This is a genomic window from Nitrosospira sp. Nsp13, from assembly GCF_900101945.1.
Taxonomy (GTDB): domain Bacteria; phylum Pseudomonadota; class Gammaproteobacteria; order Burkholderiales; family Nitrosomonadaceae; genus Nitrosospira; species Nitrosospira multiformis_D.
In genome coordinates, this window is sequence record NZ_FMVD01000011.1 from 47,064 (window position 1) to 66,386 (window position 19,323).

Here is a 19,323-nt window from a genome sequence, read left to right on the forward strand (position 1 = left end):
ACATGAAAAGCAACGCGGATATTATTCAGTGGCTAAACCGCCAACTGCAGCATGAGTTGACGGCCATCAATCAGTACTTCCTCCATGCCCGCATGTATAAAAGCTGGGGCTTTAGCAGCCTGGGCAAGCATGAATACGAAGAATCCATCGAGGAAATGAAACACGCCGACGCATTGATCGAGCGGATCCTGTTTCTGGAAGGGCTCCCTAATCTGCAGGAACTCGGCAAGCTCATGATTGGTGAAAAGGCGGAAGAATGCGTGGCTTGCGACCTCAAGCTTGAGGTAATTTCCCGCGAGACTCTAATCGCCGCCATTGCCGCGTGTGAAGCCGCCAAGGATTATGTGTCGCGGGAGATTTTCGAGGACATTCTGGTAGATACCGAAGAGCATATCGACTGGCTGGAGACGCAGTTGGATGTGTTGCAGAAAGTGGGTATCCAGAACTGGCTGCAAAGCCAGATGTAAATTTATCCGTTGCCGCCCGGTTCTCCTGAATCCGGCGGCATTTTGCCAGCCAGCCCATTCTGGGCAAGCCAGCTTTTTTTATCCGACTTGCCAGGGAATACGGGCTGTGAGGCAGTTTGAAATTTTTTTCTCAGGCGTTACCGCTCCCTTCCCGATCGCAGTCGCATCTCTCGCCGACGGAATTCCGCTCGCTTGTCTTCATGGCATGAAAGACATGCCCATTCATCCGCTACCTGAGTTGCTACGTGACGCTGTTAATACGGTCCGGCGCGGGGTTTTGATGGGTTACGCTACGCTTTACCCATCCTACGTAAGCTGTTGCAGGTGTCAGGTTGCAAATAGTTCATAGGCATATTGATTTGGGTCGTTGTGTTCGTCCAACAAACCCGTACAGTAATGAGTTACTGTCGGAACGAGAGAGTTATCGAGGTAGGAGCATGAATTCCAATTACGCAGGCAGGATCACCGGGCTGATAGCTTTTGTTATGGGCTGCTGGATGTCGTTTCCGGCACAGGCGGTGGTGAGGGAATATTGGATCGCCGCTGAAAAGACAGCATGGAATTACGCGCCTTCGGGACGAAACCTGATCAAGCCCGAAGCCGGGCTCGGCGTATGGGGGGAAACGCCGGCTTACACCAAGTACCGCTATATAGGCTATACGGATGGCAGCTATGCCAAGCCGCTGGCACAGCCTGAATGGATGGGGATTCTGGGGCCGCAGCTTCGGGCCGTGGTGGGGGATACCCTCAGGGTTCATTTTCTGAACAAGACAGACAGGCCGCTTTCCATGCATCCGCACGGGATGCTTTATGACAAAAACAGCGAAGGAGCGGACGGGGACGGTGCGGGAGCAAGTGTTCCGCCGGGTAAGTCCCACACTTACACCTGGATTGCGGACAAGGATGCAGGCCCTGGACCTGCTGATCCCTCATCAATCGTCTGGCTTTATCATTCCCATGTAATGGAAGAGGAGGAACCGAATCTCGGCCTGATAGGCACTATTGTCATCACGCGCAAAGGGATGGCGCGTTCCGGCTCAGATCCTGCGCCGCGCGATGTGGATCAGGAATTTACCGCTCTCTACATGATTTTTAATGAAGAAGAAGGAAAAGAAGGCGGCATGAAACATACGATTAACGGCCGCATTTTTGGCAATCTGAATGGCTATGAAACCCGGCTTGGCAAGCGTGTTCGCTGGCACGTCGTCGCGTTGGGTAACGAAACGGATAATCATACCGTCCACTGGCACGGACAGACGGTACTCGATCACGGACGCCGGACCGATGTGGTTGAAGTTCTGCCAGCCAGCATGACTTCGGTCGACATGGTTCCCCGCTCTCCCGGCCACTGGCTCTTTCACTGCCACGTTGACGACCACATGATGGCGGGCATGTCCACTCGCTGGCGCGTCCTGCCTTAAAAGACGCGTATTCATGCATTCCCTCCTTCGGGTAGATTGGGGTGACGAACCCCAACGTTTATTTCCAATGCCGCGATATGTTGGGGTTCGTGTCTCACTCCGATGTCCAACCCCTGGGGGGATGGGCGAATGATGGGTTGCGCTATGCTCCACCTATCCTACTAAAAATCGTTTGAAAGGGGATGTGGGAAATGCATTAAGACTTCATGAAATAGAGAGAGAAAGCGTATGGAAAAAGGCTCACGTAGGATGGGTGGAGCATAGCGTAACCCATCAAAACTCACCAAAAAGGAAAATATTTATGAGGTCCAAGCACATCATACTTGCCGCCACTGCTGCTATCGTTAGCGGTCTGTTCAGTCTCAATGCCTCGGCTCATGCACTGTGGCTGGAGAACGATGCCAAAGCCATCAAGCTTTATTTCGGGGAATATAGCGAGAATCTGCGTGAAACTTCACCCGGCAGGCTCGACGGTATCGTCGAGCCTGCGGCGACGGTGATTGACGCGGCAGGCAAGGAAAATCCCGTCAAACCCATCCGCGAGAATGGTTACTTTGCGATATCCGGTAATACCACGGGCAATGCGGTGTTGGTGCAGGCACTTAAACAGCCTATACGTGAACCACAAGGCGAAAATCCCGGCCCTGTTTCAAAACGCTTTTTGTACGCACGCCTTGGCAAAGGCGGCAGTTTGCCGCTGGATATAGAGAACACCGGCGATTTGCTGCGGTTGAGCTTCATGGGCAAGCCTGCGGCAAAAACCGAGATCATCGTTATTGCGCCGAATGGATGGGAGAAGCATCTGACGACTGATGAGAAAGGGGAAGTCTCTTTTTCGCTGCCTGAATCCGGCCTGTATGTGATTGAAGCGAAATATGAACATAAGAACCCAGGGGAATTCGAGGGTAAGGCTTACGCCATCGAGATCCATAAAGTCACGCTTAGTGTTTACAAATGAGTACACCGCAATCCGGTACAAGCGAACCTGAGTCGCGGGCAACCGGAGCACGTCCGGCTGAGGCACACATAGCTCAGCCGCGTGCAGCTGACTCGCGCCAACCGCCCCCCGTTGAACCGCGCGGCTACCTGTTTCTGTCGCAAGGCATGAAGCGTGGCCGTTTTCTTGTCTGGCTGCGCCGTACGCATGCATGGATGGGGTTATGGGGGGCGGTGATGGGATTGCTGTTCGGCGTGTCCGGTATTCTGCTCAATCATCGCACCGAGATGAAAATCCCGCTGGCCAAGCAGGAAGAAACTCGCCAAGTGCTTACTCCGCCCGCCGCCAGCCTGCAAACCCCTGAGGCCCTGGAAGCATGGCTACGGGCGGAATTCAAGCTGCCTGACGCTAAATCCCGCGTCCAGAAAAAACCTGCCGGTCCGGTTCCGTGGGGGGGAGGCCAAATCGAGCAACCAGAAAACTGGCGTATTACGCTCATTGCACCCAATCTGAATGTAAATGCGGAGTACTGGAAAGGTGACGCGGATACGCATATTGAGCAGAAAGATGCCAATCTCTGGGCAACTCTCGCCAATTTTCACAAGGGAAGCGGGATGTCCAACGCATGGATATTGCTCACCGACACATTAGCCGGCGCTCTGCTCATTCTGGCGATAACCGGAACGCTGCTGTGGAGCCGCCTGCATGGCCCGCGGCTGCTGGCGGCGAGTCTGATCGGTACTACGCTCACCGCTTTACTTGTTCTTATGCTGAACACGATCGTACTATCATGAAATTGCACCCTTTTATGGATTGGATATTCATATAACGATGCCGATGTAAATTGTATTCTTTTGCCTCCCGCATCCGCCGGGAGGTATCCACAGCCAGCCAGTAAGCTCCGCAGCCTGTAGCCCGCCAGCTTGTAGCCAGCCAATAACATTAAAAACATTAAAAATAGAGACGTTATGAAACATGTGTCGGGATTCGGATTGAGGCGGGCTCACATGGGGTTAATACCCATGTTGATAACATTGGTATTGGTGCCGCTGCATGCGGCAGCCCAGGATAGTGCTGGCAAACCGGCAAAAAGCGAGGCAGGAAACGAGGCAAAAAGTGAGGTAAAAAGCACTGCGTTGCCTGAAATCAAGATTACCACCGGTCGGGTCCGTCCCGGCACACTGGAGGATATAGCCCGAACGGGAAGCAAGACAGATACGCCATTACGTGATATTCCCGCCAGCATTGCCGTCGTGCCGGCAGCCTTGCTGCAAGAGCAAGGCGCAATCGACATGAATGACGCCATGCGCAACGTCAGCAGCGTGCAGCCTTTGATGGGTGGCGGTTATGGATTCGGTAACAGCTTCACTTCACGAGGTCTGGCGCTGAGCTATTTACGTGACGATCTGCCCGACGGGGGGGCGCAAAACAGCTATTTCCGTACCATGTACGATGTCGATCGCATCGAAGTATTAAAGGGTCCTGGCTCCGCGCTATTCGGCGTAGCCGGTCCCGGCGGCAGCATCAACATGATCACCAAGAAACCTCAGTACAATTTTGATATGTCGGTGGGTACCATGCTGGGCAGTTTTGGTACGCGCAATGGCTTTCTGGACCTGACCGGCGCTATCCCTTATTTGCCAAACATGGCTGGCCGCGTGATCGCCAATATGGAGCATACCGATGGTTTCCGCGGGCTTGAGCGCAATATCGTCGAGGCTTCCCCCAGCTTCATCTGGCGTTTGGCACCCGACAAAACCCTCTTGATAGACTTTGATCACCGGGAGATGAAAATCAAGCCCGATAATTACGGGATACTTTTCGATGGTAACTCCCATATAGCCAATGTCTCCCGGGAGACTCGCTACTACACGCCCTTTAATAAAACGGATCATACGATCAATCGCCTCGGCCTTATCCATAACTGGGCGATATCCGACGTTTTAAGTATGCGCACGGCATTCACATACGATGCCCGGACGCTTGACATGATACGAAATGGAGGGGGGAATCAGGCTTGTGGAAGCGTGGTGAATTCGCTTTGTAATAATACACCCGGCGTGGTTACCGGACGCGACGCGCGCTCGCAATTCGATAACGCGGGTTACACCCAATTGCAAAACGAGTTTATCTGGAAAACGAATACGGGCCCGGTCAAGCACACGTTCCTGGGCGGGTTCGAATACAAGAATACGGATATCCAGACCACTCGTGCTGACTTCACTTTACTCAACATTAATCTTTTAAACCCGGTCATTCCGGAAACCTCATTAAACGGACTTACCCGCAGACCAATTTTTGACCGCAGAATCAGCAGCGATCAGACTTCTTTCTACGCCCAGGATCAGATTGATTTAACGGACAAATTCAAGCTCCGTCTCGGCATTCGCAACGACTTGGTAAAGTACAGCGACAAGGGCTTTCAATTGGTTTCAGGTAATTACGGGTATCGTGAAATCGTGGAGACGAAGTCGTTGACCACTTATTCGACGGGGGGGGTATATCAGCCCACCAAGAATTTAGCCTTTTACACGGGTTATAGCACGGGTGCTTTCATTAATCTGGCAACTGAAGCTCAAAACGTATCCAGGGCGCCCGAGACCTCGGATCAGATAGAAGTGGGTGCCAAGACCGCATTGCTGGATGGCAAGGTTGATTTTAACGTGGCACTGTTCCAAACCAGCCGCAATAACTATTTCATCACCTTGCCCGGTTCAGGGGGTCAAGCCACTCAGGATGGTAACGACCGGTCGCGCGGGGTGGAAATGTCCTTCGGCGTGCGTCCGATGCCCGGCCTGAATATTATCGGTAACGGGGTGTGGATGGATCCCGAAACATTATCACGCAATGTGGCCACCAATGCTGTACTTGGCATAACAAGAAGCGTTTTTGGAACCCGTCCCGCTGGCGTTGCGACCCACATGGGCAGTTTGTGGGGCACCTATACGCTACAAAGCGGTCTGGCACGTGGATTAATGCTTGGTTTCGGGGTCACATACAAGGGCGACAGTTATGCCGACACCTTGAATCTTTTGAAGATACCGTCTTATGTCGTGCTTGATGCCGCTGTATCTTATAGCATTAAAAGAATGCATCTCGCGGTCAATATAAAAAATCTGACGGACGCAACTTATTACACCAACCCCACATTTGCCGGGGCATTACCGGGCAATCCACTGAGCGCGTTCGGTTCTATCCGCTTTAATTTTAATTAGGACCTGTTAACACTCATTTCGCACCCGCGTTTTTTGTGCGTAACCCGAAGGGACGGGACGGATTTCGTCCAACCCTTCGTTACTCACCGCTTACGGAGGCTTCCTCCGCCGCGCGGCTCATGCCTCGCGCTGGATGAAATCCGTCGCCGTCAAACTGAATACAGCACCGTCTCGCCGTCATGCCGCTGGATGACACGAGACGGCGCTTGCATCCGATTCGCATAAGGCATGGATATGGTGAAGGGCTTGATAAGCGAAGCGCATTACGCCGGATATTAATCTTCATATTCAAGGGCATCTTCATTGCCTCCTGTCCAACCCACCGAATAAACGCCCTTCTCAATCAATCGATGAGAAGTCGAATATGGCCACTGACTTAATTCATCCGGCGTAATGCGCTTCGCCTATTAAGTCCTACGGTTTATGATGCCTTGTGCGCGTGGAGGTCTACGGCACAAAAGGTAGGGCAAACCTGAACATCACCTTTTTCCACCCCCCCTTTTCCCAGAAACTTCATCAAAAATCCGGCCCGATCCGGTTCCTGTGCGGAAGCCTGGAACCCGCTACAGCTAACGGTTACAGCAGGTATATTCCGTTTCTTCCTGTAAGATTCTACAGCTATCCGGGGCCTTCATTCCGTTGTCTCATAGCACCGTCATCAACAACCTGGACGGGGCAAAAATGGGACAGATCATGCTTGCGCGGCACGGAAACGGCTCACTGGATCAACGGGCGGTGATAGGAATGTATCGGCTGAGACACGAGGTCTTCCATGATCGGCTGGGGTGGGAGGTAACCAACGATAATGGAATGGAGCATGATGAGTTCGATCATGCAAATCCGGTCTATGTTCTGGCAAAAAGTGATGAAGATGAGGTGCTGGGCTGCTGGCGGCTGCTTCCCACCACCGGTCCTAACATGTTGAAGGATACGTTCCCACAATTATTGCATGGACAACCGGCACCCCGGCAGGCCGACGTGTGGGAATTGAGCCGGTTTGCGGTGACGGTTCCAAAATATGAAAGTGCGGGATTCGGGTTTAGCGATATTCCCGTACAAATGATGCGGACCTTGTTTCTCTTTGCACAAAACAACGGGATAAAGCGCTATGTAACCGTAACCACCGTCGCCGTGGAGAGGCTGATACGCAAACTTGGTGTCAACGTCTCCAGACTGGGAGCGCCCATCAAGATTGGACGAGTTCTAACCGTAGCCTGCTACATTGAGATCGACGCCATCACGGAGTTTGCCCTGTTCGGTACGCTTCCCGAGGATGCGCAAAGGAAGGTCGCATGAATATTCTTCTGGTTGGAGAGAGACAGGATGCGCGTCGCATCCTGCAACTGCTGCTTGAAAAATCAAAGCACAGGCTGGAGCGAAGATCACTGGAAAGCTTTCCCGAGCCGGACCTGGAAGATTACGACATGGTCCTGGTTGATGGCAATGTATACGATTGCGCTCAACAGGCAAGTTTGTTGCGATGGATTCGGGAAGCGAGGCGACGATATCCCCATTTGCCCGTGGCAGTCATGAATGATGTGGGGTCCCACGTAGCATCCGAAAGCTATCGGGCGGATGGCGAGACCTCGCGTACCTGCGGCGTTTTTGAGTCCAGCGATGGCGTATTGAATATGCGCTGCCGCCTACAGGAAATAGCGCTGGGAGAAACGGCCGCGTTGATGCGTGATGGGTGCGAACGGGCACCGCTGGAGCCGGTCACCTTTGAATATTCAGGTCCCAAGTGGAACATCATGGAAATCTCAAAGAAGCAAAGCTGAAGCAGCTTCTGTCCTTACCCGACCCGCATTCAATTGATTGTAAAACTTTCACAAATCTTTCATCGAAACGCCATCTGTTCCAGTTAGCCTGAGCGTATCAATCAATTTACGAGTTTATCCTGGTTTAGCTCTTACATTCACAGGAGGTAGCATGAAACCTGAATTATCCGCATTGGTGATGCCCGTATCATCCGCGAGTCAGGCTGATCAACTTTTGCCTGACAGGGAGCCCGGGCAGGACTTGCCGGTTATGAGAAATGAAGGCGGCTGCTTGAATGATGCCAATAGCACATTCAATGATCCCGGTACCTTCAAAGACTCATATCGTGGTAGAACCATCGGTTTACGGGATTCCAGTTTAAACCGGCGCATTTATCATGCCGCGCCCTCCGTTATAACCAAGAAAAAGCGCTTCGGCTAGGGTTTATGGGATGTGCGCCCATATGATGAACGCGAAGCTGATGCACTATATGTACAAACCGGTTTTTGATGATTATCCGCACTAAAAAGAGGCGGGCATGAACCCTGTTGAAATCACCTTGCAGCCGGCTGAGTCCGCTGACATCTTTGATGCGAGTCCTGTCGATGCACTGCACGCGTTAATGAAACTCTACGAATCCGGTGAGATCCTTGATGAAGAGGAAAGCGAGGTTGAACTGATGATTCAATTAAGCGGCATGGTGATGGTGTACAACGATTTGCGAAGCGACGAGTAACTCGCTTCACATCAGGGAACCCCCAGATGTCTGAGGGATGCCTGAGAACCTGGTCCGCATTGAAAATGTGGCTACTTGGCGGACTCATACACGCCTGTTTTACCCGTCCGGCGCAGCATCTTGTTGACTTCGTCGGCGTGCATCTCCTCCGCGACGATGAGTTCCCGCGCGTACTCTTCCAACAATACCGACTTGCCCTGAATCAGTTTCAGCAGTTCATAGTAGGCCGCACAGGCTTCGCCCTCGTGCGCCATGGATTCCCTGAGGATATCGCCGATGTCGTGATGATGCGTCTCCAGCAGCGGCCCAATGGAAAGTGAAGGATATCCCCCCAGCAGGGTAACGAGCTCGCCCGCTTTGTGGGCATGCACTAATCCCTCTTCGGCCTCTTTCTTGAGCCATTCAACGACAGGGATGCGGTTGTAGCCGAAGACCATCAATGAATAATGCGTATAACGCACCACGCCGGCGAGTTCAAGTTCCATGATCTTGTTCAACAATGCGATGACTTTGTCTTTATCGAAGCTCATGCTTTTCTCCTTTTGATTGCAAATAATCCGAACGGTCCTGCCCCTTCATAGCGCTAGCCATCAAATGCAAAGCTTCGTCTTTCCCGCGAAAGCGGGAATCCAGAGATCCTTTTCCAGGCATTTGATGGTCAACTCTATAATCCACAACCGTTTCCCGGGCTACCACGCTTAATTGGCGCATTAACTCAAAGCGCCTCCGCGTGTTCACCCAGATATTCGGCTACACCCTCGGGAGAGGCCTTCATGCCGGGATCTCCTGTTTTCCAGCCGGCAGGGCAGAGCTCGCCGTGGCTCTCGTAGAATTGCAACGCGTCCACCATGCGCAGCATTTCGTCCACATCACGTCCCAGCGGCAGGTCGTTGACCACCTGGTGGCGCACGATGCCGTGTTGATCGATCAGGAAAGAAGCGCGCAGGGCAACATGGTCTGGATGACCGACACCATAGGCGTGCATGACTTCTCCCCCCACGTCGGCCACCAGGGTGATGCCTACCGGACCGATACCTCCTTTGTCCACAGCGGTGTTTCGCCAGGCGTAATGGGTGAACTGCGAGTCCACCGAAACCCCGATGACTTCCACATTGCGTTTGCGGAATTCTTCCGCCCTGTGAGAGTGAGCAATGATTTCCGAAGGGCAGACAAAGGTGAAATCCAGTGGATAAAAAAACAGTACAGCATACTTGCCCGAAATTTCGGTATGAAAGTTGAAAGCCTCATTGAAGCTCCCATCCGGCAGAACGGCGGGTTTGGTGAAGTCGGGTGCGAGATGGGTGACGAGCACGGACATCGGTATTTCTCCTTTTAATGAAATTGGGTTTAGCTCAACATTTCACAATATACATGCAAAAATCTATCTTATCTGTGCGGTGCCGCGCATGAATATATCTTGCAAAAACACTAATTCTTTGGCATCGATGGTCTCATGACTGGTAAACCCATCCGGGGAAGAAAACCAGGCCCTAGTGGATTTCAGGGCTGTAAACCCACTGGTTCAACAGGTTGCGTGCAGCATTCGAGATTTCCGAGGCGGTCATTCCCACCGGGCCGCCCTGTTGCTTCAGCAATATATCCGCCGCGGCCCCATGCAGATAAACCGCCAGCAATAGCGCATTCTCCGAACTTACTCCCTGCGCCAGTAAAGCGCCTACGATGCCGGACAGTACATCGCCTGTTCCCGCGCTGCTTAAGCCGGGATTGCCGCTGGTATTGATATAACGTTTGCCGCCGGATACGGCACAAATGCTGCCCCCACCTTTCAATACTGCGCAACAATTGAACTTCTTCGCCAGATTCGCCGCAGCGGCCATGCGGTCATTTTGAATCGCTGAGATATCCATGTTCAGCAGCCGTGCGGCTTCGGCGGGATGTGGGGTAAGAGTGGACGGAGCCTTGCGTTTCCGTAGCAGATTGGCAACGCTGGAATGCGTGGCGATGAGATTCAATGCATCGGCATCCAGCACCAGGGGCAGAGTGGATTCCAGCGCGGAACTTAGCCAGAAACGGGCATCGGGTCTCATTCCCAGCCCTGGACCGACAACCAGGCAGCTCAGTTGATCGAGCTTGAATATTTCATGTACAGGACGCAGCATCAGTTCAGGCTGCGTAGTGTCCACCTCAAGTGCCTTACCGGCAATCAAACCGAGATAGACGCGGCCCGCACCCAGCTTCAATGCCGCTGTGCCTGCCAGAAGTGCCGCACCCATCATTCCTGTTGATCCACCAATTATACCGACACTGCCATACGTGCCTTTATGACTGCTGGCGGAGCGGGGCGGCGGCAGTAGCGTTTGAGCCAAAAGCTGGTCCATGATCCATGAGGCGGGTTCTCTTAGGGAAAGCGTATTGAGATCGAGATCGTCCAACAAGATTTCACCGCAATATTCAGGACCCTGATGAGTCACGAGGCCGGGTTTGAGGCCAATAAACGTGACCGTCATGGCGGCCCGGATCGCCGCGCCGCGTACCTGGCCGCTGTCACTGCCCAGGCCGCTGGGAATATCGAGGGCAAGCACAGGCAGGTTCATGCGGTTGACGGTATTAACCAGGGTAAGGTATTGACCCGCCAGTTCTCTTCCTTCATGGTGATCGAGACCAATGCCAAACAGTCCATCTATCACCATATCCCATCTTTCATTCTCCGGGATCCCGGCAAATAGCTTGCCTCCCGCAGTAAGCCAGGCATCCAGCATGCGCTGGGCATCGCTGGACAAGGTTGAGCGTTGGCCGGTGAATACCAGCGTCACCTTGAACCACCAGGCTTGCAGATGGCGTGCCGCCGCGAAAGCATCGCCGCCGTTATTGCCCGGACCTGCCAGCACCAGCACTCGAGTTCTTCCGTAGATCAACAACCTGTCCCGTGCGACTTCGGCAGCGGCAAGACCGGCTTTTTCCATCAAGGCAGGGGGTCCAGGCAATGCAGCCGCGAGTTGCTCGATTTCCCGGATCTCGGCAGTGGTGTAAACGGCGGTGGAGTAATTACGCATATTATCGTTTATCAAACGTTTATCGGGCTGTGGCCAGCTTGTCTTCTCGTGTAAACCCAGATAATCCATTAGGCGGCTCTCCGAGCCTACGCGAGTGCTGGCGGTCAGTTTGCGGCCATTTTCGCCGCTTGCTCGGCGTCCATAGACCAGCTATGGACTTCTCCCAACCAACAAAACTGTCTCGCAACCTGCCTCGCCATCATCTCGCGTCCTAATGGATTATCTGGGGTAAAATTACATTTTCAACTTATTGACTCATTTCGCCGGATGCTTCGACTTCGTGGTGGCAGCGCGCTTTCTCCATTCCGCCTGGAAAAATTGGCGAGCGCGCTCAAAATTGCCGCTCCGCAAGTTTCCCACATTTATGCGGAATATTGGCATTTTTGCGCGCTCGGGCGCGCTCTGCAGCCAAATGAAAGTGTCATTCTTGAAAGGTTGCTCAAGGTCACGCCGAAGGACATTCCCCTGGGAGGCGATATCGAACGGCAGGCCAGTCATGCCACAGGTGAGCTGCTATTGGTGCTGCCTCGTCCCGGTACCATATCTCCATGGTCATCCAAAGCCACCGATATCGCCCACCATTGCGGACTGGAAGCGGTGGAGCGGCTGGAACGCGGCGTGGCATTTTATGTTCAGACGGAAGATAAGTCTGCTGCTGGACTCTCGGCCGATGGCAGGATTGCGGTGCTTGGGCTGATACACGATCGTATGACCGAAGCGGTATTCAGCTCATTCGACGATGCGGGAAAATTGTTCAGACATTTTGAGCCCGTACCGCTCGCCACAGTGGATGTGCTGGCAGGTGGAGACGATGCATTGCAGAACGCCAACAACGCAATGGGGCTTGCATTGTCGCAGGACGAAATTGCCTATTTTGCAGCCTATTTCACCCGGATCGGACGCAATCCCACCGATGTGGAGTTGATGATGTTTGCCCAGGCCAATTCCGAGCATTGCCGTCATAAGATTTTCAACGCCGACTGGGTGATAGACGGCGAGCCACGGGCGAAGTCGCTGTTCTCGATGATACGCAATACTCACCACCAGAATCCGCAAGGTACAGTGGTGGCCTATGCGGATAATTCTTCCATTATCGCAGGGGCGAAGGTCGCCCGTTTTTACCCCGGCGAGGATAATGCTTACGGTTATGCGGAGGAGCCAACGCATATCCTGATGAAAGTGGAAACGCACAATCATCCCACCGCGATTTCACCTTATCCGGGTGCCGCCACCGGGGTAGGCGGGGAAATCCGCGATGAAGGCGCAACTGGCCGGGGCGCCAAACCCAGGGCTGGACTGAGCGGTTTCTCGGTTTCCAATTTGAGTATTCCCGGATTTGTTCAGCCTTGGGAAGTGCACCAGCAATCGGGGGAGGAGCATTCTTACGGTAAGCCATCGCGCATCGCGTCGGCCCTGCAAATCATGCTGGAGGGCCCCATCGGGGGCGCGGCATTCAACAATGAATTCGGACGGCCCAATCTGGCGGGGTATTTCCGTACCTTCGAGGAATTTGTCGCGGGCGAAATGCGCGGTTATCACAAGCCCATCATGCTGGCTGGAGGGATAGGTCATATCGCCGAACGCCATTCCTTCAAGGAAGAATTCTCAGCCGGCGGCCTATTGATTCAATTGGGCGGACCGGGGATGCTGATCGGTCTTGGCGGCGGTGCGGCTTCCAGTATGGATACCGGGGTGAATGCAGAGCGTCTCGATTTTGATTCGGTGCAACGCGGCAATGCGGAAATGGAGCGGCGCGCACAAGAAGTCATCGACTACTGCTGGCAGATGGAGAGAAAGGGCGAGCCTAATCCGATTCTTTCGATTCACGATGTCGGCGCAGGCGGCTTATCGAACGCACTGCCCGAGCTACTGCATGGTTCCGCACGCGGGGGGCGTTTCAATTTGCGTGATATCCCCTCGGAAGAACCGGGCATGTCGCCAATGCAAATCTGGAGCAACGAGGCGCAAGAACGCTATGTGCTCGCAATCAGGCCGGAGTCATTGGCGCTGTTCCAGTCAATTTGTGAGCGTGAACGTTGTCCGTGCGCGGTGGTGGGCACAGCGACGGCGCAACAACAGCTTGCCGTGACCGATCCCGTATTTGGCAATCAGCCGGTTGATATGGATCTCTCGGTACTGTTGGGCAAGCCGCCAAAAATGATTCGGGATGTGATGCATATCGGGAGAACGCTGTTGCCGTTCGATACGGCGGGATTAAATTTGCGAGAAGCGGCCTACCGGGTGTTGAGATTACCCGCAGTGGCAGACAAGACTTTTCTCATCAGCATCGGCGATCGTACCGTCGGCGGTATGACTGCACGTGACCAGATGGTGGGGCCGTGGCAGGTACCGGTAGCGGATGTGGCGGTGACACTGATGGGTTACCGGACTTATCTGGGCGAAGCCTTTGCTGTGGGTGAGCGCACACCCGTGGCACTCATAGATCCCGCTGCTTCAGCACGCATGGCGGTGGGCGAAGCGATCACCAACATCGCAGCCGCGCGGATTGAACATATTGGAGAGATCAAGCTTTCCGCCAACTGGATGGCTGCGGCGGGGCACCCTGGGGAAGATGCGGCTTTGTTCGACGCCGTGCATGCGGTAGGCATGGAATTTTGCCCCCAGTTGGGAATCAGTATTCCGGTAGGCAAGGATTCCATGTCGATGAAGACCGTATGGGAGTCGGCATCCGACCATGGCGGCGCGAGTATCAGAAAAGAGGTGACCGCGCCGCTGTCGCTGATTGTTTCCGCCTTTGCGAGGGTAGCGGATGCGCGCAAAACACTTACACCGCAGTTACGCAAGGATTGTGGCGAGACGGAACTTGTCCTGATCGACCTGGGTGGCGGCAGGAACCGTCTGGGCGGTTCGGCGCTGGCACAAGTTTATAAGCAGGTGGGCGATGACGCGCCAGACATGGCAGGTCTGGAGGGAGCGGAGAGACTCAGAGGCTTTTTCGCCGCGATACAGCGTATGAATCATGAGGATAAAATAATTGCTTATCATGACCGCTCCGATGGAGGCGTATTCGCGACATTGTGTGAAATGGCGTTCGCCAGTCATGTTGGCATAGCCATCAATCTCGATCAGCTATGTTTTGATGTGCTCGCGAATGACGTGGACGGTCATGAATTGCGGCCGGAGGCGCTGGGCGGGAGATTTATGGAGCGCATCATGTCCGTTCTGTTCAATGAGGAATTGGGGGCGGTGATCCAGATAAAAACGGAACACCACCGTGATGTGATGGCTATCCTGTCGGAAGCAGGCTTGCGCGATGCGTGCTTCGTTATCGGTGAAGTCAATGACAAGGACGAAGTCCAGTTCCTGCGCAACAATAAGCCGATATTCGCCGAGAAGCGCGTTGACTTGCACCGCGCATGGTCAGAGACCACTTATCGGATGCAGACGCTGCGCGACAATCCCGAATGCGCGCAGCAGGAATATGATCGCATTCTCGATATCACCGATCCTGGTCTGCATGCGCAACTGAGTTTCGACATGGACGACGATATTTCCGCGCCTTACATCAATAGTGGCATCCGGCCGCGAATGGCCATTTTGCGCGAGCAAGGCGTGAACGGTCACGTGGAAATGGCCGCCGCCTTTGATCGGGCAGGATTTTCGGCGACCGACGTGCACATGAGCGATATCGTCGCAGGACGTGTTTCTCTCAGGGATTACGAGGGATTCGCCGCATGCGGCGGATTCTCATACGGCGACGTGCTGGGAGCCGGGGAAGGCTGGGCCAACTCGATCCTGTTCAACCCTCGCGCCCGCGACGAATTTGAAGCATTCTTCCAGCGGACCGATAGCTTTGCGCTGGGTGTCTGCAACGGATGTCAGATGATGAGTAACCTGCATGAGGTCATTCCTGGCGCGGAACATTGGCCGCGTTTTGTGCGCAATAAATCGGAGCAGTTCGAAGCGCGCTTCGTCATGGTGGAAATCCAGCAGAGCCCGTCATTGTTTTTTGGCGGCATGGCCGGGAGCCGAATGCCTGTTGTCGTTGCGCACGGGGAAGGTCGTGCTGAATTTGCCGGACGGAACAAGATCTCAGCTATTGCATCTCTGGTTGCACTAAGTTTTGTCGATAACCGGGGGCAGCCCACCGAGATTTATCCGCTCAACCCCAGTGGTTCTCCCCACGGCATTGCCGGCGTGACCACCCCGGATGGGCGCTTTAGCATACTGATGCCACACCCGGAGCGCGGGTTTCGTGCCGCCCAGAATTCCTGGCATCCCGGTTGGCGTGACGATGCGCCGTGGATGCGGATGTTCAGGAATGCTCGAAAATGGGTGGGATGAGGTGCGGAGTATGGCAGCCTGCTGCGACTATAATAACTCGGATACGGATGAGATAAGTTCGATAATTCACGATGAGGGAGTATCCAGCTTGAAAATTTCTCGAAGCACTCTGCCCTGGGGTGTCCTGTACAAAGGGATATTTCTGGCCGTCATGCTATTCGCGTTCGCCGCCGGTCCACGCGTCGCATGGGCCCAAGCCAAAGCGGGCAACAAGGAAAAGGCGGATTGTGTACCGGCCGGAAGCTGGAGCATACCTGGCGGCGGGAAGATATCCGGCGCCGATGTCATCGCCCGCGCCGCAAGGAACTCGGTGGTGTTGCTGGGTGAAATGCATGACAACCCTGAACACCACCGATGGCAATTGCAGGTACTCGCTGCACTGCATGCAATGCGTCCCGACATGGTAATCGGTTTCGAGATGTTTCCGCGCAGGGTACAGAAAGCGCTCGATCAGTGGGTAGCTGGTGAGTTTTCGGAAGTGCAGTTTCTCGCTGCCGCGGACTGGGACGCCGTCTGGAGTACGGACGCGAGCCTTTATATGCCGCTGTTTCATTTTGCGCGCATGAATCGTGTGCCAATGGTGGCGCTCAATATCGACGCGCGTTTGCGGCGAGCAACCTCCCAGAAGGGCTTCGACGGGGTTCCGGAGAGCGAGCGCGAAGGCGTGATGCCACCCGCTGCGCCAAGTACGGCTTATCTTGATTACCTGCTGCCGTTCTACGGTGAGCATGACCGCGGTGGCAGGAAGAAAGGTGAAATCAGCCGGGATGATCCGGATTTTCGGCGCTTTGTGGAGAGCCAGCAGCTGTGGGATAGGGCAATGGCGCAAGCCATACACTCGGCGTTGGATCGGCCGGGCCGCCCCCTTGTGGTCGGCATTATGGGCTCGGGACATATCAAATATGGTTATGGAGTCCCCCATCAGTTGAAGGACCTTCGCGTTACCGATGTGGGCACGCTGTTACCATGGAATAGCGGCACCCATTGCGGACAGGTGGTCGGGGGGCTGGCCGATGCGGTATTTGGCGTTAATTCGTTATCATTCGTTTCGCATGAGTTGCCGCGGCAGCGCCTGGGTATCCGTTTCGAATTGGCGCAGGATGGTGGTGCCCGCGTGTTGCAGGTGGAGAAGGGGAGTATCGCCGAAACAGCCGGTATCCGCGACAGTGACATCATCACCGAAGCCGCAAGTATCACGATCAAGCGTATCAATGATATTGTAGATATCGTCAAACAGCAGGCCCCGGGAACATGGCTGCCACTTAAACTGAGACGTGGCGGCGAAACGATGGAAATTATCGCCAGGTTCCCGGCGGTGCCGAAATGAGACGGATAGGCGGCGCGCGCCTCTACCGCATTGGGAGAAACGTTGCATGGGTTCTACTTCCGTTTTTTGTTGCAACCGCCACATCTGCCGCGTCCGTCGTACCTGCTGCAGCGGCAGACACCGCGGAAATCCACTATGACATTACAGTACGGATTAATCCGGGTGCACGCACCATTGAGGGACGCAGTGTCATTACAGCGAAGACATCGGAGGAGCTGACTCTGGTGCTGGGCCGTCGTTTCGAGGTCATGCACGGGCGTGTTGACGCGACGTCGCTCGGTCCGTCTGCAATTACCGGCAAGATGCGTGCCTGGCGTATTCCGGGCGATAAGCAGATGCCACGCCGTATCGAGGTTCATTGGCGTGGCGAACTTTCGGCACTGGATACTTCGCTTGATCATCCGCAGACGCTGGGAAGGAACGAACCGGCGAGTAGCGACGCGGGGACCTTCCTGCCCGATTCGAGCGGCTGGTATCCTTACATAGCGGAAAAACTCGCTAGCTACCATGTGAGCATCGAACTGCCAGGCGGGCAGCGCGGCATTGTCGCGGGCCGCCTCGTCGAGGAATCCGAAACGGATGAGGGATATCGTGCCCATTTCGAGTTTCCTGCGCCGACCGGCGGCATCGATCTCATGGCCGGTCCCTACAAAGTGGAAACAAGCACGATGCGTGGCGCGGGAGGCAAGACTATCCAGTTGCGAACCTACTTTCATCCCCAGATCGCAGATCTTGCGTCTGCCTATCTTAGTTCGGTAAAAGGCTATATCGAACTTTACGAGTCGTGGATCGGAGCGTATCCGTTTACTGAATTCAGTGTCGTATCGAGTCCGACCCCGACGGGTTTCGGCATGCCAACACTCACCTATCTCGGCATCGAGGTGCTGCGCCTGCCGTTCATCCGTTCCACGTCGCTGGGTCATGAAGTGTTGCATAACTGGTGGGGAAACGGCGTGTATCCCGATTACGCGCAGGGCAACTGGTCAGAAGGGCTGACCACATTCATGGCGGACTATGCATACAAGGAGCGTGAAAGTCCGGAAGCCGCGCGGGAGATGCGTCGTGGCTGGCTGCGCGATTTTGCCGCGCTGTCGCCCGGTCAGGATGCGCCGCTTACCACTTTTACCTCGCGTACTCACGGGGCTACTCAGATCGTGGGCTACAACAAGGCCGCGATGACGTTCCTGATGCTGCGCGATCTGCTCGGACGCGAGACCTTCGATCAAGCACTGCAGGCGTTCTGGCGCGAGCAGCGCTTTCGTATCGCCTCGTGGGCGGATCTACGGGGTGCATTCCAGACAGTGTCCAAACAGGATTTAAATAGTTTCTTCGACCAGTGGCTCACGCGCGCGGGAGCACCCGTCGTGCGCATTGCGGAAGCCAAACGTACGAAGTCGGATTCCGGTTATCGCGTTAACGTCACGCTCGAGCAGGCGGCGCCCGAGTACCGGTTGCGGGTACCTGTCGCGATTCGTACCGGAGAAGGTGAAGAGATGCGGACCCTTGATTTGGAACATGGACGTCAGACTTTTACGCTTGATGTACGCGCCCTTCCGCTGGAGGTGATCCTTGATCCGGATCTGCGGTTATTCCGGCGCTTGATGCCCGACGAGGCGCCGCCGATTCTGCGCCAGATCATGGTTGACAGGGCAGCAGTAACCATTCTGCTCCCGGAAAGCGGTGAAGTGCGCGGTACCGCCGAGACGCTTGCAGGTAAACTTCAGAATCGTGCCCTGAAACTGGTCCCGGCGACGGATAGTCTGCCCTCCGCGCCTGCATTGGTGATTGGTTTGGAGGAACAAGTCGATGCGTGGCTTGCGCGGCATCAGTTGCCTCGCCGGCCGGAGATCGTGCGGGACAAGGGTTCGGCGCAGGCCTGGACGGTAAGCCGTTCCGATGGCATGACGCTCGCGGTGGTGTCCGCACGGGAGGCGGCTTCGCTTGCGGCGCTGATACGGCCTCTGCCGCATTACGGCCGTCAGAGTTATGTCATTTTCGATGGAGCAAAAGCGATTGGCCGGGGCGCGTGGCCCACACGTGTACAGGCGGTGAAACTTGATTGATGGCGTGAATGCACGGAGAACTCCGGATCCAAAAAGCTGCTACAAAACTCATCCATTGAGTACTTAACCCGATAATCCGT

General features: G+C 54.7%; 15 protein-coding genes. 12 read left to right on the forward strand and 3 right to left on the reverse strand.

Going from position 1 to position 19,323, the window contains the following annotated elements; genetic code table 11:
* Positions 1-2 precede the first annotated feature (2 nt).
* The 9 genes from bfr to BLO43_RS12580 all read left to right on the forward strand — a co-directional run bounded on the left by bfr (position 3) and on the right by BLO43_RS12580 (position 8,534).
* Entirely contained in the window at positions 3-467 is a 465-nt protein-coding gene (gene bfr / locus BLO43_RS12540; RefSeq protein WP_090907348.1) for a bacterioferritin, read from the forward strand.
* A 437-nt stretch (positions 468-904) separates the two neighbouring features.
* Complete coding sequence (locus tag BLO43_RS12545; RefSeq protein WP_090907349.1) at positions 905-1,888, forward strand: multicopper oxidase domain-containing protein; 984 nt, start codon at positions 905-907, stop codon at positions 1,886-1,888.
* 301 nt (positions 1,889-2,189) lie between these two features.
* Entirely contained in the window at positions 2,190-2,846 is a 657-nt protein-coding gene (locus BLO43_RS12550) for a DUF4198 domain-containing protein (protein ID WP_090907350.1), read from the forward strand.
* The gene (locus BLO43_RS12555) at positions 2,843-3,619 is read left to right on the forward strand and encodes a PepSY-associated TM helix domain-containing protein (protein ID WP_090907351.1); all 777 of its coding nucleotides are present in this window, start codon (positions 2,843-2,845) and stop codon (positions 3,617-3,619) included. Before BLO43_RS12550 ends, BLO43_RS12555 begins: the two co-directional genes overlap by 4 nt.
* Before the next feature lie 228 nt (positions 3,620-3,847).
* Positions 3,848-6,040: a TonB-dependent receptor gene (locus BLO43_RS12560; protein ID WP_254773457.1), complete on the forward strand. Its 2,193-nt coding sequence runs from the start codon at positions 3,848-3,850 to the stop codon at positions 6,038-6,040.
* Positions 6,041-6,679: 639 nt separating this feature from the next.
* Positions 6,680-7,336, forward strand: coding sequence for an acyl-homoserine-lactone synthase (locus BLO43_RS12565; protein WP_254773458.1), 657 nt, complete (start codon positions 6,680-6,682; stop codon positions 7,334-7,336).
* A complete protein-coding gene (locus BLO43_RS12570; RefSeq protein ID WP_090907353.1) occupies positions 7,333-7,818 on the forward strand; it encodes a hypothetical protein in 486 nt (161 codons plus the stop codon). The genes BLO43_RS12565 and BLO43_RS12570 overlap by 4 nt, the downstream gene beginning before the upstream one ends.
* 151 nt (positions 7,819-7,969) lie before the next feature.
* Positions 7,970-8,239 carry a hypothetical protein gene (locus tag BLO43_RS12575; protein WP_090907354.1) on the forward strand — a complete coding sequence of 90 codons (270 nt, stop codon included), beginning with the start codon at positions 7,970-7,972 and terminating at the stop codon, positions 8,237-8,239.
* A gap of 97 nt (positions 8,240-8,336) precedes the next feature.
* Positions 8,337-8,534: a hypothetical protein gene (locus BLO43_RS12580; RefSeq protein WP_074630269.1), complete on the forward strand. Its 198-nt coding sequence runs from the start codon at positions 8,337-8,339 to the stop codon at positions 8,532-8,534.
* Positions 8,535-8,605: 71 nt separating this feature from the next.
* On the opposite strand, the gene BLO43_RS12585 is transcribed toward BLO43_RS12580, so the two are convergent.
* From BLO43_RS12585 to BLO43_RS12600, 3 genes are all read right to left on the reverse strand, one after another.
* Positions 8,606-9,064 (reverse strand): ferritin-like domain-containing protein, encoded by a 459-nt coding sequence (locus BLO43_RS12585; RefSeq protein ID WP_090907355.1) that lies wholly within the window; start codon positions 9,062-9,064, stop codon positions 8,606-8,608.
* 185 nt (positions 9,065-9,249) lie between these two features.
* The gene (locus tag BLO43_RS12595) at positions 9,250-9,852 is read right to left on the reverse strand and encodes a peroxiredoxin (RefSeq protein ID WP_090907357.1); all 603 of its coding nucleotides are present in this window, start codon (positions 9,850-9,852) and stop codon (positions 9,250-9,252) included.
* 172 nt (positions 9,853-10,024) lie between these two features.
* Positions 10,025-11,548 carry an NAD(P)H-hydrate dehydratase gene (locus tag BLO43_RS12600; protein ID WP_090907388.1) on the reverse strand — a complete coding sequence of 508 codons (1,524 nt, stop codon included), beginning with the start codon at positions 11,546-11,548 and terminating at the stop codon, positions 10,025-10,027.
* A 267-nt stretch (positions 11,549-11,815) separates the two neighbouring features.
* Here BLO43_RS12600 and purL point away from each other — a divergent pair, with 267 nt between their 5' ends.
* From purL to BLO43_RS12615, 3 genes are all read left to right on the forward strand, one after another.
* Positions 11,816-15,853, forward strand: a complete 4,038-nt coding sequence (gene purL / locus BLO43_RS12605) for a phosphoribosylformylglycinamidine synthase (RefSeq protein ID WP_090907358.1) — start codon at positions 11,816-11,818, stop codon at positions 15,851-15,853.
* Positions 15,854-15,941: 88 nt separating this feature from the next.
* The gene (locus BLO43_RS12610; protein ID WP_254773459.1) at positions 15,942-17,180 is read left to right on the forward strand and encodes a ChaN family lipoprotein; all 1,239 of its coding nucleotides are present in this window, start codon (positions 15,942-15,944) and stop codon (positions 17,178-17,180) included.
* Entirely contained in the window at positions 17,177-19,243 is a 2,067-nt protein-coding gene (locus tag BLO43_RS12615; RefSeq protein WP_090907359.1) for a M1 family metallopeptidase, read from the forward strand. Before BLO43_RS12610 ends, BLO43_RS12615 begins: the two co-directional genes overlap by 4 nt.
* The last annotated feature ends 80 nt before the right edge of the window (positions 19,244-19,323 follow it).

Coding starts and splice junctions, on each gene's coding strand:
- BLO43_RS12555 (WP_090907351.1), top strand. CDS start 2,843: ATGAGTACACCGCAATCCGGTACAAGCGAACCTGAGTCGCGGGCAACC.
- BLO43_RS12600 (WP_090907388.1), bottom strand. CDS start 11,548: ATGCGTAATTACTCCACCGCCGTTTACACCACTGCCGAGATCCGGGAA.
- BLO43_RS12585 (WP_090907355.1), bottom strand. CDS start 9,064: ATGAGCTTCGATAAAGACAAAGTCATCGCATTGTTGAACAAGATCATG.
- BLO43_RS12550 (WP_090907350.1), top strand. CDS start 2,190: ATGAGGTCCAAGCACATCATACTTGCCGCCACTGCTGCTATCGTTAGC.
- BLO43_RS12580 (WP_074630269.1), top strand. CDS start 8,337: ATGAACCCTGTTGAAATCACCTTGCAGCCGGCTGAGTCCGCTGACATC.
- BLO43_RS12545 (WP_090907349.1), top strand. CDS start 905: ATGAATTCCAATTACGCAGGCAGGATCACCGGGCTGATAGCTTTTGTT.
- BLO43_RS12595 (WP_090907357.1), bottom strand. CDS start 9,852: ATGTCCGTGCTCGTCACCCATCTCGCACCCGACTTCACCAAACCCGCC.
- BLO43_RS12575 (WP_090907354.1), top strand. CDS start 7,970: ATGAAACCTGAATTATCCGCATTGGTGATGCCCGTATCATCCGCGAGT.
- BLO43_RS12560 (WP_254773457.1), top strand. CDS start 3,848: ATGTTGATAACATTGGTATTGGTGCCGCTGCATGCGGCAGCCCAGGAT.
- purL (WP_090907358.1), top strand. CDS start 11,816: ATGCTTCGACTTCGTGGTGGCAGCGCGCTTTCTCCATTCCGCCTGGAA.
- BLO43_RS12570 (WP_090907353.1), top strand. CDS start 7,333: ATGAATATTCTTCTGGTTGGAGAGAGACAGGATGCGCGTCGCATCCTG.
- bfr (WP_090907348.1), top strand. CDS start 3: ATGAAAAGCAACGCGGATATTATTCAGTGGCTAAACCGCCAACTGCAG.
- BLO43_RS12615 (WP_090907359.1), top strand. CDS start 17,177: ATGAGACGGATAGGCGGCGCGCGCCTCTACCGCATTGGGAGAAACGTT.